The organism is Borborobacter arsenicus, assembly GCF_003934165.1.
In the GTDB taxonomy this organism is placed as follows: domain Bacteria; phylum Pseudomonadota; class Alphaproteobacteria; order Rhizobiales; family Rhizobiaceae; genus Pseudaminobacter; species Pseudaminobacter arsenicus.
On record NZ_ML133509.1, the window covers coordinates 338,515 to 352,065 of the forward strand.

The following is a 13,551-nucleotide window of genomic DNA, read 5'->3' on the forward strand; positions in this document are numbered from 1 at the left end:
TTTTCCGAAAACCGGTTCCCACTTTTCGGGATCATGCTCTAGACCACCGCATCGAAATAGTTCGCGAACTCCGAACGCACCTCGGCCTCCTCGGCCTCGTCGCGCTTCTTCACATAGATCTGGGCAAGTTCGGCCCGTTCGAGCGCCTTGCCTTGCAGAACCGTCGTGCGCGAGGCAATGCCTGCCATTTCCTCCATGACCCCGTTGCAGTGAAGTACCAGATCGCAGCCGGCTGCAAGGATGGAAGCGGCCTTCGACGGGAAATCCCCAGAAAGCGCCTTCATCGAGGTGTCATCGCTGACCAGCAAGCCGTCAAAACCGATCTCGCCACGCACGATTTCCTCGATAACCCGAGCCGACGTCGTGGCCGGATTGTGCGGATCGATTGCCAAATAAACGACATGCGCAGTCATCGCGATTGGCAGGTGATTGAGCGCCCTGAACGGCGCGAAGTCATGCGAGCGCAATTCCTCGAGCGAGACATCCACCGTCGGCAGTTCGAAATGCGTGTCGGCGAGCGCGCGGCCATGGCCCGGAACATGCTTCATCACCGGCAACACGCCACCCGACAACAACCCTTCCGCCGAAGCATTGCCAAGCAGGGCCACGGTATCGGGGTCGGTGCCATAGGCGCGCGAGCCGATCACGTCGCTGGCGCCCTCCACCGGCACGTCAAGCACCGGCAGGCAATCGGCGGTGATGCCAAGCCGCGACAGATCGAATGCATGCAGCCGGGCCAGAAGCCAGGCGGCGCGCAGGCCGGCCTCGCTATCGCGTTGGTAGAGGGCAGAAATGTCGGCCGCTGCCGGATAGTTCGGCGCGATCGGCGGGCGCAGGCGCTGGACGCGGCCTCCCTCCTGGTCGATGAACACCGGCGCTCCCGGCCGGCCGACGCTGTCGCGCATCGATGCCACGAGATCGCGTATCTGCTGCGGCTCACCGATATTGCGAGCAAAAAGGATGAAACCCCACGGCCGTTCGTCGCCATAGAAGCGGATTTCGTCAGCCGTCAGCGATTTGCCGGCGCAGCCGAGGATCATGGATTTTGATTCGCTCATACGTGAAGACTACCGCGAAGTCTTGCCGGCCGCATCATTATCGGCAAGAAACGAGAAAGACCGGTGCGGGACAAGCCGCACCGGTCTTTTGCTGTCGAGCCGTCAGAACGGCTTCTATTTCGATACGAAGCAGTTGCCACCGGCCGCCTTGTAGCTTTCGCAAAGCTTGATGGCATCGTTGCGGGTCTCTGCCGGCACGCGCACGCGCCAGAAGGTGCCCTTGCCGGCAATCTCGGCCTTCACGATATTGGCCTGATGGCCGTTGAGCACGCTGCCATAGCGCCGCAGGAGATCCTGATAGGACGACTGAGCGGCCGCTTCGCTCGGCTGCGAGGCGATCTGCATCGACCAGCCGCCACCGGCCGCAGCTGGCGCAAGCGCGGCAACCTTGTCGGCCTTGACCTCGCCGACGACATCGACCGGCTGATCCGACGGCCTTGTCGGGGCCACGGCTACCGAATTCGGTGTCGTGGAGGATTGCTGCGGCTGGGCGACCTTAGGCGCTGCTCCTGCCTCGGCGGGAACAGGCTCAGCATCTGCCGGCGCTGCCGCAGTCTCGGCCGGCGCTGCAGGCACCGCCGCGGTCGATTCGGAGCTCAATGTCGGTTCAATCATGGTTTCGGAAGCCGTGGTGTCCATATCCTGTGCCGCGGCGACCGCGGGTGCCGGCTCTTCACGCGGAACCAGCGTCCCGTCGGCCTTGACGACCATGGTGCGGACCTTGCGCGGTGCTACGACCGGCACGCTGGAATCCGCCCCGGCTCCGCCTTCGTCCAATAGCTGCTCGATGCGATCCTCCGACTTCGCCATCGGGGCTGGCGCATCGGCCTCGACGCCCTGGGCAAGCTCGGGTTCACTTGGTTCAGGTTCCTGAGAGGCCATGTCCACCGGCTCTTCCGCAGAAGTCACCAGCTTTTCCTGCTGCGGCTGCGGGGCGGCAGCACCGGCAGTGCGCGAAACCGCGTCATAGACCTGATTGTCCTGATTGGGCACCTTCGTGCCGCCGGGATTTTCCGGGCGAACCTTGATCGGGCCGTCATCGGCCTTGACGACGGCCGGGGTCTGCGAATCCGCGCCACCGCCGGACAACGCAAAAGCGCCAATGCCGCCGATGATGGCAACACCGCCGACGATGGCGGCAATCAGCATGCCGCGGCGCTGCGGCCGCTGACGCTCCTGCTCCATGGCTGGCAGCGCCATTTCCTCATCGAAATCGGGATCGTAGTCGAGATCATCGGAGATAGGCTGCCTGTAACCTGCATGCGTCGTTTCGGCGGCAAAATCCTGACCGTCGAAGTCGTTGCCTTGCGAGGCCATGGGCTGACGCTGGCCATAGGCGGCGGCAGCACCCATTGCGCCAGCGGCGACCGCGCCGGCCGCAGCCGCAGCCGGATAGGCAAAATCGGCCGCATAATCCGCCCGCTCCTCCGCATGCGTATCGGAGGTGATCGCCTCATTGGCTGCATCGTTGGATGGCGCAGCCGAGGTCGGCTCCGGCGAGTTCATATCATTGAGCAGATTGGCGAATTCGGCATCGATATCGTCATAGGCCGGTGAAGGCGTCGGCTCTTCCTCATAGACGACTTCGGGAATGTCGAGATCGTCGGACAGCGCCACCGCCTGCTCCGGCACTTCGACTGTCTCGATATCGGGAATGTCGTCGTAAGCTGTGGTAGCCCCCTGATCGTCACCCGCCGATGCATAGTCAGCCTCGCCATACTGCACGGCATATTGGTCGGGCAGCGGCGACTGCTCCCTCCATGAACTGACCGGACCGGTCGGCACGAACTGGGCCGTCAACGATGCCAGATCGGCATATGGATCGGCATCGGCACCAGCAGTCGTTTCCTGCTCATCCGCCGCCACCGGCTCGCCGTCATAGTCCGGCTGCTCGTTTTCGATCGAGCTGGCAAAGGCCGCATCGAAGGCTTCGTCATCGAAGCCAAGATCGATATCGGCGTCGGCGCTCTCGGCCGCACGGCCTTCCACATGGGCAATATCCGACACCGGCGTGGTGTAGGCCAGATCCTCGTCGCGATAGTTGCTGCGCGCATAGGACCGATCCACCGGGGTCTCATGAGCCGGGGCCTCCATGGCGGCAGGCATAGCGGCTACGAATTCGTCGGCGGCAAGCGCCATGTCGACGTCGCCGCCCTGTTCATCCTGGACTTCGGCCTCGGCCTCGACATCAACGGACGGAGCATAGTCTTCCATCACGACCGGCGCCGCCTGGTGCTCCTCACGCCCCGACATATTGCCGAGAAGGGCATTCAATTCGTCTTCGAGACTCGGGCCGGCATCGGCTACGGGAGCGGCTTCCTCAGCCGCATCCTGCTGCAGCTGAAGCTGGAGTTCGGCATCCAGATCCGCTTCCGACCGCCCTGCGGAGCCCAGCGGAATGGCGGTGAAATCCATATCGACTTCGGCCAGGGCCGCATCGAACTCATCCGCAAGCTCGTCTGCCTGTCCGGAGGCATGGCTGTCGTCAGCCTCGACCCAATTGCCTTCCGGAGCAAACTCTTCCTGCGCAGATTCGTAGACCGGCTGCGGTTCCTGATATGCATCCGCCTGAAGGTTTGAATCGGGATAATCGGCCGGCTGATATTCGGCGACCGGACGATCCTCACCCGCGGCCGGCTCGACCTGATCCTCAGTACCCTCGAAATAGACGGGCTCGGCCTCGATAGAGGCCTCCTCTGCCGCGACCCAATCGCCATCGAGAGACAGTTCATGCTCCATCGAGGAGGCAAAGGCACTGTCGAAATCATGAGCTTCATCGGCAGAAGATTCGGGCGTTGCCGGCTCGAAATCCACCACGGGCTCGAACTCGGCGGGCGCAACCGTCTCGTCAACCGCCGCAGCCGGCTCGGCTGCCACCTCATATGCCGCGCTCTCACCGACATATGACGGCTCTTCCGGCTGGTACTCGTCAGCCGGCTCAACAGAATGAAGGTTCGCATCACCGGTATCCTCGGCGGCGAATTCGCCCATCAGTTCCTTTTCGAGATCGATGCCGAAATCGTCGGCGGCATTCTGCGCGGCAGAGCCTTCCGGCTCGCCTGCTGCGGCCTCAGGCTCCCGCTGTACGGGCACGCGAGGGTCAAATCCCATGATCCGGGTCAATTCGGCGAACGGGTCATCGTCCGAGAAATGGTCCTGGTCGGCGATTCTCAGTTGGGGTTTCTCTGCCATACTCTTTCCCGAAACTCGCACTATTCGGACGCCACAGACGTCGCGTAAGGTTGGGCCTTACCAGCGCAATGTGGGCAAAAGGTGACAGGTTTTTCCCGGAAACCTAGCGCATTTCCACGGGAGCTTCAGCTCCTATCAGCGCCAGGCCCGACGTCAAAACATCGGATACCGCCTGCACCAGCCCAAGTCTGGCATGCGTCAATTCTCGGTCGTTAACCTTAACAAACCGTAAGTCCGGGTTTTCCGTGCCACGATTCCAGTGGCCGTGGAAATTCGAGGCCAGGTCGTAGAGGTAGAAAGCCAGCCTATGCGGCTCCTGCGAAAGGGCCGCGGACTCGATGATGCGCGGATATTCGGCGAGCTTGCGGATCAGGCCGATTTCGCTCTCGTCAGTCAGCAAGGAAGTGTTCCGGCCAAGGCTGCGCCGATCGAACTCGCCCTCGCCCAATTGCTCGCGCGCCTGACGGAACACCGAATGGCAGCGGGCCGAGGCATACTGGACGTAGAAGACCGGATTGTCCTTGGACTGCTCCGTCACCTTGGCAAAATCGAAATCAAGCGGCGCATCGCTCTTGCGGTAAAGCATCATGAAGCGGATCGGGTCGCGCCCCACCTCTTCCACCACCTCCCGCAGCGTGATGAAGTCGCCCGAGCGCTTCGACATGCGTACCGGCTCACCGCCCCGGTAAAGCTTCACCAACTGGCAAAGCAGCACCGTCAGCTTCATGCGCCCGTCCGAAACCGCCTTGGCCAGCGCCTCCATGCGCTTGACATAGCCGCCATGGTCCGCCCCCAGCACGAAGATCGTGTCGGTGAAGCCGCGCTCCATCTTGTCCTTCAGATAGGCTACATCGGCGGCGAAATAGGTGAAGCTGCCGTCCGACTTGACCAGCGGCCGGTCGATATCGTCGCCGACTTCCGTCGAGCGGAACAGGGTCTGCTCGCGGTCTTCCCATTCCTCCGCCTCCTGGCCCTTCGGCGGCGGAAGCTTGCCCTTGTAGACATGCCCCTTGAGCGTCAGATCGGTGATGGCCGAGCGGATGGCCGCAGCATTGTCGGCGTGCAGCTTGCGCTCGGAGAAGAACACTTCGTGATGCACATTGAGCAAGGCCAGATCCTCGCGGATCATCACCATCATCGCATCGATGGTCCGGTCCTTGATGAGCGCGAGCGCCTCGTCCTCCGGCTTTTGCAGCAGCTCGCGGCCGAACTCCTGCGCCAGCGCTTGCCCTACCGGAACGAGATAGTCGCCGGGATAGAGGCCGGGCGGAATCTCGCCGATCTTGTCTCCCAGCGCCTCGCGATAGCGCAGCATGGTCGAGCGGGCCAGCACGTCGATCTGAGCGCCGGCATCGTTGATGTAGTATTCCTTGGTGACGTCATAGCCGGCAAAGGCCAGCAGATTGGCCAGCGCGTCGCCGACCACGGCGCCACGGCAATGGCCGACATGCATGGGGCCGGTCGGGTTGGCCGAGACATATTCGACATTGACCTTGCGGCCGTTGCCGAGCGTCGCCCGCCCATAATCCACGCCCTCGGCCAGAATCTCCTGCAGGTGGCGGTGCCAGAAGCTTTCCTTGAGCCGCAGATTGACGAAACCGGGACCAGCCACCTCGACCGCCGAAACGTCGGCATCCTGACGCAGCGCCTCGGCGAGTTTTTCGGCCAAGGCTCGCGGGTTCTGACCGGTCGGCTTGGCTAGAACCATCGCCGCATTGGTCGCCAGGTCGCCATGGGCGGCATCGCGCGGCGGCTCTACGGCGATGCGCGACAGATCGGCTGCACCGCCGTCCTTGTCTTTCAAATCAAGCGCTTCAACGATTCTTTTTACCCGCTCGTTGAAATCGGCGAAGATGTTCATGGTGGCCTGCTCTGGAAATTGATGCCGGCTCTGCCGGAAAACCGGGCTGGACTATCCCAATTCCGGCGTATGGTCAAACAGCCGCTGGTGCTCCTTGATAGCATAGGTATCGGTCATGCCGGCGATGAAATCGGCGACATGGCGTGCCCTGACGCGATCAAGCGCGTGATCTAGGCCTTCGTGCCAACCTTCCGGCATTTCATTCGGATCAGCAAAATAGGCGTCGAAAAGTTCCAGCACGATCTGCTCGGCGCCGGCACGCACCCGCATCACCTCGTCGTGCCGATAGATATTCTTGTAGAGGAACGCCTTGAGCTCACGCTCGGCCGGGGCCAATTCGTCCGAGAACGCCACAATGGCGGTCGGCGCATTGTGTATGTCGGCGACGCGTCGCGGTTGCAGCATCGCCAGCCTGGCAGTCGCGGTCCTGATGACATCCTCCACCATGATGGTGATCTGGCGGCGCATCAGCTCATGCCCGGTGCGCACGTCATCGAGATTGGGATAGCGGCGGCGCGTGGCCTTAAGGATCGAGGCCGGCAGTTGCACCTCTTCCAGCATGTCCAGGGTGAGAAGGCCTGCGCGCAACCCGTCGTCTATGTCATGGGTGTTGTAGGCGATGTCGTCGGCAATCGCCGCACATTGGGCTTCGAGGCTGGCGTAACGGTCGAGTTCGAGGTCCTGGCGCTCGCAATAGTCCAGTATGCTTTTGGGCACATCGCCCGCCAGGCTCCTGCCATTGGCGTCGAGCAGCGGTCCATTGTGCTTGACCAACCCTTCAAGCGCCTCCCATGTCAGGTTCAATCCGTCGAATTCCGCATAGCGCCGCTCCAGCCGCGTCACGACCCGCAGTGATTGGGCGTTGTGATCGAAGCCGCCCCATGCCGCCATCTTTTCGTTCAGCGCGTCCTCGCCGGTGTGGCCGAAGGGCGTGTGGCCGAAATCGTGGACGAGTGCGACCGCTTCCGCCAGATCCTCGTCGCAGCGCAGTGCACGCGCCAGCGCGCGTGCAATCTGCGCCACTTCGATGGTGTGGGTGAGTCGTGTGCGATAGTGATCGCCTTCATGGGCGATGAAGACCTGGGTCTTGTGCTTCAGGCGGCGGAACGCCGTCGAGTGGATGATGCGGTCGCGATCACGCTGGAACGGCGTGCGTGTCGGGCTTTCAGGCTCGCTGAACAGCCTGCCGCGCGAGCGGGCCGGATTGCAGGCATAGCGTGCGCGCGGCCGATAGCCGAAACCGATTTCGCCGAGTTGCTTGGCCATGCATTGTGTCGCCGCAGTTGACTTGCCCGTTGCCGCTTCATACCTATGATGGCAAGTCCAATGCAAGGTGACGCCGATGGGCGAAGATGCCAAGACTACCATGAAGGGTGTGGAGATTTCCGACGCGGCCGCCAGGCGGATCGTAAGGATCGTCGCCGGAGATGCGGGCAAGATCGCGCTGCGCGTTTCGGTGGAAGGCGGCGGTTGCTCAGGCTTCTCCTATAAATTCGATCTGGTGGACTCCAAAAACGACGATGACGTCGCCATCGAGAAGGACGGCGCGACCGTCCTCATAGACGATATTTCGCTCGTCTATATGGGCGGCTCCGTGATCGACTTTGTCGATGACCTGATGGGACAGTCGTTCCAGATCAGGAACCCCAACGCAGTCGCTTCCTGCGGCTGCGGCACCAGCTTTTCGGTCTAGCAACTCCAAGCGGCCTCGCGGCAGGTCGCACCGGCCTGCAGCCACATGCCCTGCCCCGAGGACTTCATGAAAATCGTCACCTGGAACATCAACGGCATCAAGGCGCGGCTGGGCAATGTGCTCGTCTGGCTCAAGGACAGCGCCCCCGATATCGTCTGCCTGCAGGAGATCAAATCGGTCGACGACCAGTTCCCGCGCGCCGAGATCGAGGCGCTTGGCTATCATGTCGAAACCCATGGCCAGAAGGGCTTCAACGGCGTCGCCATCCTGTCAAAGATCCGGTTCGACGAGGTCAATCGCGGCCTTCCCGGCGACGACGGCGATGAGCAGGCACGTTTCATCGAAGGGGTGTTTTCCACCGAAAAGGGCGTGCTGCGTGTCGTGTCGCTCTATCTGCCCAACGGCAACCCGATCGACACCGAGAAATTCCCCTACAAGCTGTCATGGATGGCAAGGCTTGAGAAATGGGCCGAGGAGCGCCTCGCCCTGGAGGAACCGCTCATTCTCGGCGGCGACTACAACGTCATCCCGGAGCCCATTGACGCTCGCAATCCGGAAGCCTGGCTGGGGGACGCCCTGTTCCAGCCGGAGAGCCGCCAGGCATTCCGGCGACTGGTCAACCTGGGCTTCACCGAGGCCGTGCGCGCCGTCACCGACGAGCCTGACGTCTATACATTCTGGGACTACCAGGCCGGCGCCTGGCAGAAGAACAACGGCATCCGCATCGATTTCCTGCTGATGTCGCCCGAAGCTGCGAACCGCTTCGCCGCAGCGTCGATCGAAAAGCATGTGCGGGGCTGGGAAAAGCCATCGGACCATGTGCCGGTGGCGCTGGAACTGACGCGGTAGCATCGGACCGAAAGGGTGGAGTCCGGCTTTCGGACAAATCCGATGCTTAGATCGCCAATGGCGATCCAGCCCGCGGCAGGTTTTACCCTGCCTTGGGGAGCGCCGATCAGTTCAGGTCGATGTCGAGGATCGCCATCGAGAAATTGTAATCGCCGTCGTCCTCGTCCTTGAACACGAGGCCGAGAAATTCGTCGCCGATATAGACTTCAGCCGAGTCGTCCTTGCGTGGCCGCGCCTTCACCTGCAACTGCGGATTCTGGAACGTGCGCTTGAAATAGGCTTCGAGTTTTCTGATTTCTTCCGGCTTCAACACTTCTCTCCCGGTGGCGGGTTGGGACATTTACGCGAAATCTTCCGAACGGCTTCAAGCCTTCGGGATCATGCGCTTGGAACGCGCTTCTGGCACGCCAAGGATGGCGATGTAAAGGCGAAGCGAGCCGTTGGCGTACTCGGTCAACGGCTTTGCTTCAGGCAGGCGGCAATGTCCCCACCCCGATCAGATATCGAAGCTGACGACGTGGTCCATGTTCTGCGACGGAAGGGCCTGGTCCATCTGGCGCGAGGGCTGGTCGCAGCCCGTTTCGCCGACGACGCGGGCCGGCACGCCGGCAACGGTCTTGTTGTGCGGCACCGCCGACAGCACCACCGACCCGGCCGCGATTTTCGAGCAATGGCCGACCTCGATATTGCCGAGGATTTTTGCGCCAGCGCCGATCAGCACGCCATAGCGGATTTTCGGATGCCGGTCACCGCCCGCCTTGCCGGTACCGCCCAGCGTCACGCCATGCAGGATGGAGACGTCGTCTTCGATGACGGCCGTTTCGCCGACCACAAGGCCGGTCGCGTGGTCGATGAATATGCCCTTGCCCATCTTGGAGGCCGGATGGATATCGGTCTGGAACACGGAGGAAGATCGGCTCTGGAGATAAAGCGCGAAGTCCCGCCTGCCCTGGTTCCACAGCCAATGGGCCAGGCGATGCGTCTGGATTGCGTGGAAGCCCTTGAAATAGAGGATCGGCATGAAGAACCGGTCGCAGGCCGGATCGCGATCGTAATAGGCCTGGATGTCGACCCGGACCGTCTCACTCCAATCGGGATTGTCGCGCAGCATCGCCCGGAATGTCTGGCGAATGAGTTCCGCGCCCATATCCTGATGGTCGAGGCGCTCGGCAAGGCGATGGATGACCGTGTCCTCGAGGCTTTCCTGGTTCAGGATGGTCGAATAGAGGAACGCCGACAGCAGCGGGTCGCGCGTGACTGTTGCCAACGCCTCATCCCGGATCGAACGCCAGATCGGATCGACAGGCTGTAGTTTCCCAGCGCGAGCTACGCCGATGGTGGTCATGGCCGCCGTCTCCATCAATTCATGTGCCTGTTAGCGCCTGCACATATAGGGCACATGATAGCAGGTTTGAACTCAATTTTCCTGATTTCATCGTCAAGGGGACTGGATTGGCAACAATCCGGAGCAGAGCGACAAAATACTGCCTCGACAAGGGCGAACCCGGCCCATCAAACAGGCCACACATCAAGTTTGTTGGTCTTTTTGCGTTTTCTTGCGATAATGCGGGCAGTGCGTAGGGACATCTCGCTGAGGAGTCCGATCGTTTTCGCACTCCGGGCTCCCAGTAGGTGTTTGAGTTACGCTCAAATGACCTGAGAAGGAGCATTGTCATGGCAACAAGAATAATGGGCTCCCTGAGGCTGGTGGAGCATAGGCGCTGGCAGGACATCGTCGTGATGATCCTCGGCGCCGCAATCCTCGTATCTCCGATGTTCGGCGACACGACCAGCAACACGATGATGGTGGTCACCATCGCGCTGGCTGGTGCGGCCATCCTGATACTCGGTGGCGTGGAACAGCTTTTCCTGCGGCGCTGGGAGGAATTCCTGGCGTTTCTCTGCGGCGCCTGGGTAATGCTGGCGCCCTTTGTGCTCGAATATGGCGGGCCACTGCGCATGTGGCACGTCGGGCTCGGGGCAGCTGTCGTGATCCTGGCGGTCCTGGAGCTTTGGCAGGACAACGACCGGAACCTCGCCTCCTGAGTTCAAACACAGAGGCGGAGGGTTAGACGGGCCGGAGCGGCGTGTGCCTCATCGCACTGCGCCGCTCCGGGCAATCGCTTGGTCAGATCGGGTTATCCGCCAGGAATTCCAGCACCCGCTTCTTGAAAGTCCCGTCACCCACGGCCAGCATGTGGTCCCTACCCTCGATGTCGAAGCTCTCGGCATTGGGCATGATGTCGGCGAGAGGAGCGGCGGCACCGGCGATGTCGTCGGTGGTTCCGACGGCAACCAGGGTCGGCTGCATGATGCGCCCGACCTCCGCTTCGGTCAAAAGCCCGCGCGAGGTGGATATGCAGGCTGCAAGCGCCTTGCGGTCGCTTCTGGTCAAGTCAGCAAAGGCGCGGAAGCTCTTGCCGCGACGATGCGTGATCTTGTCGGCCTCCGGCGCAAGCAGCGCTTCGGCGATCGGGTCCCAATCCCCGACCCCGTCGACCATGCCATAGCCCAACCCGCCAAATACCAGCGTCGCCACCTTTTCGGGCGTTACCAGCGCCATGAAGGCCGCTATCCGCGCGCCCATCGAATAGCCCATGACATGGGCCCGCGCGATACCGAGATGATCGAGCAATGCCGCTGCATCACCCGCCATCTTTTCGGCCGTGTAGTCGGCCGGATCATAGCTCTTGGACGACAGGCCATGGCCGCGATTGTCGAAGGCTATCGCACGGTAGCCCGCCTCGGTGAGCGTCTTCACCCAGCCGGGCGAGACCCAATTGACAATATGGCTGGAGGCAAACCCATGGATAAGCAGGATTGGCTCGGCGCGCCCGCTGCCCGGCATCCGGTCTTCAAAAGCCAGATCAAAACCCTCATGGGTGAAAAACTGCGTCACGATCGAATTCCTGTCTGAAGCCGGAGCGGCAAACACCCGGACAAATCCGGGCTGCCGCTCCATCTGTTTGCTTTGCCGCATCTGTGCGCCGTCAAGTGATTCCACTTAGGCACAAAATGTTCTAACCGGCGCCCATAACACGGGTGATGGTCGGGTGGCGGACCAGGTCGCCCTCTTTCACGCCAACCCGCTGCGCCGTCCCTTGCTTGAGTTCGAGCACGAAACGTATCTCTTCCTGCGATGCGATCGGCGCTTCGGAAAATGGTTCGCCGCGATGGATTTCCTTCACCCTGCCGTCCTGGCCAATGAAGATCAGGTCCAATGGCAACGGCGTGTTCTTCATCCAGAAGCCAACTGGTTGCGTCTGTTCAAAGACGAACAGCATGCCATGGTCATCGTCCATGGTTTCGCGAAACATCAGCCCGGCGGAACGCTCCTGCGGGTCATCGGCGATTTCAATGCTGAAGGAGTGCTCGCCGGCACTTGTTTCGGCAACCAGTGGCGCCGGATCGACCGGCAGCACCATTGCCCGATCATCGGCGCTGGAAGGTACGAGCATCGCAACAAAGGTGAAAATACAGATAACAGCGGCGGAAATAGCGCCGCCCGGCAACCCAAACTTGCGGAGCATCAATCAATCCTGTTCGGCCGGTCCGATCTAATGCGAAACCGGCAAGGTTCCGATATCAGGATGAATTTCGGCAGCCATAAGGCCTTTTTCGCCGCGCCCGAACCGGACCAGCACAACTTGCCCCGGCCGCAACTCCGTCAGGCCGTAGTGGCGCAGCGTTTCCATATGGACGAAAATGTCTTCCGTTCCTTCGCCGCGCGTCAGGAAGCCGAACCCCTTGGTGCGGTTGAACCACTTGACCAGGGCGCGCTCGAGCCCGCTTTCGGCGGCAACGGCGACATGGGTACGCGGCTCCTGCGTTTCGGCGGGATGCACCGCCGTCGAATTGTCCATTGAAAGCACGCGAAACGCCTGCATGCCGCGTTCGCCCTGTCGGGCCAGGCATACGACACGCGCGCCCTCAAGCGCGGTCTGGAAGCCGTCCCGCCGCAGGCAAGTCACATGAAGGAGAATATCGGCAGAACCGGAATCGGCCCGGATGAAGCCGTAGCCCTTAGCCACGTCGAACCATTTTATGGCCCCCGAGACTTCGACCAGGCCGGCCGCCTCGCCGGTCTCATCATGGCTCAATGCTTCCTCGCCGCCCATGTTCCGCCCCGTGAAAGAGGCCCTGTCCCCCATCCGACCGCACCTTTTTCCGACTTCGACACGCTGATTCTGTATATTGAGATAACAACGCGTGTTGGCGAACTGTGCAAGACCTGCGCCGCCGTTTTTCCCCGGCAATACTGCGGCTGGTCTTGTAAACTCGATTATTCCGGGATCTGTGGTTGTCGGGACACGGACCTGCCTTATGTTTCGTTTTTCTAATACGAGGAAACCAAATGCGTTATTTGCACACTATGATCCGCATCACCGATATCGATGCTTCGCTCGACTTCTACTGCCAAAAGCTGGGTATGGTCGAAGTGCGCCGCTATGAGAACAAGGACGGGCGGTACACGCTGATTTTCCTGGCCGCGCCCGGTGACGAACAGGCAGGCATTGCCGAAAAGGCACCGCTTGTCGAGCTGACCTTCAACTGGGACCCGGAAGCCTATACCGGCGGCCGCAATTTCGGCCACCTGGCCTATGAAGTCGACGACATCTATGCGACCTGCCAGCGCCTGATGGACAAGGGCGTCACCATCAACCGCCCGCCCCGCGATGGCTACATGGCCTTCATCAAATCGCCGGACGGCATCTCGATCGAATTGCTGCAAAAGGGGCAAGCCAAGGACAGGGCCGAACCCTGGGCCTCGATGGCCAATACCGGCACCTGGTGAATCTGGCGTCCGGCGCGCGAGCGCCCTTGCGCAGGAAACCGGCTGCCGATACCTAGAAGCATGCCGCCCGAAGCGGGGCGGCATGCAAAAAACAAGAACTTGA

General features: G+C 61.5%; 13 protein-coding genes. 4 read left to right on the forward strand and 9 right to left on the reverse strand.

Going from position 1 to position 13,551, the window contains the following annotated elements:
• Nucleotides 1-38: 38 nt before the first annotated feature.
• The 4 genes from nagZ to EET67_RS03195 all read right to left on the reverse strand — a co-directional run bounded on the left by nagZ (nucleotide 39) and on the right by EET67_RS03195 (nucleotide 7,377).
• Entirely contained in the window at nucleotides 39-1,058 is a 1,020-nt protein-coding gene (gene nagZ / locus EET67_RS03180; RefSeq protein WP_128624768.1) for a beta-N-acetylhexosaminidase, read from the reverse strand.
• A gap of 114 nt (nucleotides 1,059-1,172) precedes the next feature.
• On the reverse strand, nucleotides 1,173-4,250 hold the full coding sequence (locus tag EET67_RS03185; protein ID WP_128624769.1) for an SPOR domain-containing protein: 3,078 nt from the start codon (nucleotides 4,248-4,250) through the stop codon (nucleotides 1,173-1,175).
• Between the two features lie 103 nt (nucleotides 4,251-4,353).
• Complete coding sequence (gene argS / locus EET67_RS03190; RefSeq protein WP_128624770.1) at nucleotides 4,354-6,111, reverse strand: arginine--tRNA ligase; 1,758 nt, start codon at nucleotides 6,109-6,111, stop codon at nucleotides 4,354-4,356.
• 51 nt (nucleotides 6,112-6,162) lie between these two features.
• On the reverse strand, nucleotides 6,163-7,377 hold the full coding sequence (locus EET67_RS03195) for a deoxyguanosinetriphosphate triphosphohydrolase (RefSeq protein ID WP_128624771.1): 1,215 nt from the start codon (nucleotides 7,375-7,377) through the stop codon (nucleotides 6,163-6,165).
• A gap of 76 nt (nucleotides 7,378-7,453) precedes the next feature.
• Here EET67_RS03195 and erpA point away from each other — a divergent pair, with 76 nt between their 5' ends.
• Nucleotides 7,454-7,804, forward strand: coding sequence for an iron-sulfur cluster insertion protein ErpA (gene erpA, locus EET67_RS03200; RefSeq protein ID WP_128624772.1), 351 nt, complete (start codon nucleotides 7,454-7,456; stop codon nucleotides 7,802-7,804).
• A gap of 66 nt (nucleotides 7,805-7,870) precedes the next feature.
• Nucleotides 7,871-8,653: an exodeoxyribonuclease III gene (xth, locus tag EET67_RS03205; RefSeq protein WP_128624773.1), complete on the forward strand. Its 783-nt coding sequence runs from the start codon at nucleotides 7,871-7,873 to the stop codon at nucleotides 8,651-8,653.
• Between the two features lie 106 nt (nucleotides 8,654-8,759).
• Here the strand turns inward: xth and EET67_RS03210 are convergent, their stop codons facing one another.
• Entirely contained in the window at nucleotides 8,760-8,963 is a 204-nt protein-coding gene (locus EET67_RS03210; protein WP_128624774.1) for a DUF3126 family protein, read from the reverse strand.
• A 186-nt stretch (nucleotides 8,964-9,149) separates the two neighbouring features.
• The gene (cysE, locus tag EET67_RS03215) at nucleotides 9,150-9,998 is read right to left on the reverse strand and encodes a serine O-acetyltransferase (RefSeq protein WP_128624775.1); all 849 of its coding nucleotides are present in this window, start codon (nucleotides 9,996-9,998) and stop codon (nucleotides 9,150-9,152) included.
• A 329-nt stretch (nucleotides 9,999-10,327) separates the two neighbouring features.
• Here cysE and EET67_RS03220 point away from each other — a divergent pair, with 329 nt between their 5' ends.
• Nucleotides 10,328-10,699, forward strand: a complete 372-nt coding sequence (locus EET67_RS03220; RefSeq protein WP_128624776.1) for an SPW repeat domain-containing protein — start codon at nucleotides 10,328-10,330, stop codon at nucleotides 10,697-10,699.
• 82 nt (nucleotides 10,700-10,781) lie between these two features.
• Here EET67_RS03220 and EET67_RS03225 read toward each other — a convergent pair whose 3' ends face one another.
• The 3 genes from EET67_RS03225 to EET67_RS03235 form a co-directional block, all read right to left on the reverse strand.
• Complete coding sequence (locus tag EET67_RS03225) at nucleotides 10,782-11,501, reverse strand: alpha/beta fold hydrolase (protein ID WP_245450703.1); 720 nt, start codon at nucleotides 11,499-11,501, stop codon at nucleotides 10,782-10,784.
• Nucleotides 11,502-11,673: 172 nt separating this feature from the next.
• The gene (locus EET67_RS03230; protein WP_128624777.1) at nucleotides 11,674-12,183 is read right to left on the reverse strand and encodes a DUF192 domain-containing protein; all 510 of its coding nucleotides are present in this window, start codon (nucleotides 12,181-12,183) and stop codon (nucleotides 11,674-11,676) included.
• Nucleotides 12,184-12,210: 27 nt separating this feature from the next.
• Entirely contained in the window at nucleotides 12,211-12,771 is a 561-nt protein-coding gene (locus EET67_RS03235; protein ID WP_170313206.1) for a cold shock domain-containing protein, read from the reverse strand.
• Between the two features lie 236 nt (nucleotides 12,772-13,007).
• Between EET67_RS03235 and EET67_RS03240 the strand changes: the two genes are divergently transcribed.
• Nucleotides 13,008-13,448, forward strand: coding sequence for a VOC family protein (locus tag EET67_RS03240; protein WP_128624779.1), 441 nt, complete (start codon nucleotides 13,008-13,010; stop codon nucleotides 13,446-13,448).
• Nucleotides 13,449-13,551: the final 103 nt, after the last annotated feature.

Excerpts from the sequence above, each read along its gene's own strand:
- argS (WP_128624770.1), bottom strand. The coding sequence starts at position 6,111 with ATGAACATCTTCGCCGATTTCAACGAGCGGGTAAAAAGAATCGTTGAA.
- EET67_RS03220 (WP_128624776.1), top strand. The coding sequence starts at position 10,328 with ATGGCAACAAGAATAATGGGCTCCCTGAGGCTGGTGGAGCATAGGCGC.
- EET67_RS03225 (WP_245450703.1), bottom strand. The coding sequence starts at position 11,501 with ATGCCGGGCAGCGGGCGCGCCGAGCCAATCCTGCTTATCCATGGGTTT.
- erpA (WP_128624772.1), top strand. The coding sequence starts at position 7,454 with ATGGGCGAAGATGCCAAGACTACCATGAAGGGTGTGGAGATTTCCGAC.
- EET67_RS03185 (WP_128624769.1), bottom strand. The coding sequence starts at position 4,250 with ATGGCAGAGAAACCCCAACTGAGAATCGCCGACCAGGACCATTTCTCG.
- EET67_RS03230 (WP_128624777.1), bottom strand. The coding sequence starts at position 12,183 with ATGCTCCGCAAGTTTGGGTTGCCGGGCGGCGCTATTTCCGCCGCTGTT.
- xth (WP_128624773.1), top strand. The coding sequence starts at position 7,871 with ATGAAAATCGTCACCTGGAACATCAACGGCATCAAGGCGCGGCTGGGC.
- EET67_RS03235 (WP_170313206.1), bottom strand. The coding sequence starts at position 12,771 with ATGGGCGGCGAGGAAGCATTGAGCCATGATGAGACCGGCGAGGCGGCC.
- EET67_RS03195 (WP_128624771.1), bottom strand. The coding sequence starts at position 7,377 with ATGGCCAAGCAACTCGGCGAAATCGGTTTCGGCTATCGGCCGCGCGCA.
- EET67_RS03240 (WP_128624779.1), top strand. The coding sequence starts at position 13,008 with ATGCGTTATTTGCACACTATGATCCGCATCACCGATATCGATGCTTCG.
- nagZ (WP_128624768.1), bottom strand. The coding sequence starts at position 1,058 with ATGAGCGAATCAAAATCCATGATCCTCGGCTGCGCCGGCAAATCGCTG.
- cysE (WP_128624775.1), bottom strand. The coding sequence starts at position 9,998 with ATGACCACCATCGGCGTAGCTCGCGCTGGGAAACTACAGCCTGTCGAT.